This window comes from Planotetraspora kaengkrachanensis, from assembly GCF_016862895.1.
In the GTDB taxonomy this organism is placed as follows: Bacteria; Actinomycetota; Actinomycetes; order Streptosporangiales; family Streptosporangiaceae; genus Planotetraspora; species Planotetraspora kaengkrachanensis.
Window position 1 is genome coordinate 1 of the sequence record NZ_BONV01000093.1, and the last position, 733, is coordinate 733.

Sequence of the window (733 nt, forward strand, 5' to 3'; positions counted from 1 at the left end):
CCCGCTGGCGGGCCTGACCCACAAGCGGCGTCTGTCGGCCCTCGGCCCCGGTGGTCTGTCCCGTGAGCGGGCCGGCTTCGAGGTCCGTGACGTGCACCCGTCCCACTACGGCCGGATGTGCCCGATCGAGACCCCGGAAGGCCCGAACATCGGCCTCATCGGCTCGCTGTCGTCCTTCGGCCGGGTCAACTCGTTCGGTTTCGTCGAGACGCCGTACCGCAAGGTCGTGGACGGGCAGGTCACCGACCAGATCGACTACCTGACCGCCGACGAGGAGGACAGGTATGTCGTCGCCCAGGCGAACACGGGCCTGAGCCCCGACGGCCACTTCACGGAGTCCCGGGTGCTGGCGCGCCGCAAGGGCGGCGAGTTCGAGGCCGTCCAGCCTTCCGAGGTCGACTACATGGACGTGTCGCCGCGCCAGATGGTGTCGGTCGCCACCGCCATGATCCCGTTCCTCGAGCACGACGACGCCAACCGCGCGCTCATGGGATCGAACATGCAGCGCCAGTCGGTTCCGCTGCTCAAGAGCGAGAGCCCGCTGGTCGGCACCGGCATGGAGTACCGCGCCGCCACCGACGCCGGTGACGTCATCAGCGCCGACAAGGCCGGCGTGGTCGAGGAGGTCTCCGCCGACTACGTCACCGTCATGAACGACGACGGCACTCGGACCACCTACCGGGTCGCCAAGTTCAAGCGGTCGAACCAGGGCACGAGCTTCAACCAGAAGCCC

The 733-nt window shown here is 68.6% G+C and carries 1 protein-coding gene; it reads left to right on the forward strand.

Going from position 1 to position 733, the window contains the following annotated elements; genetic code table 11:
- On the forward strand, positions 1–733 hold a 733-nt coding region (locus Pka01_RS40495; RefSeq protein WP_505877685.1), incomplete at both ends, for an RNA polymerDNA-directed RNA polymerase subunit B.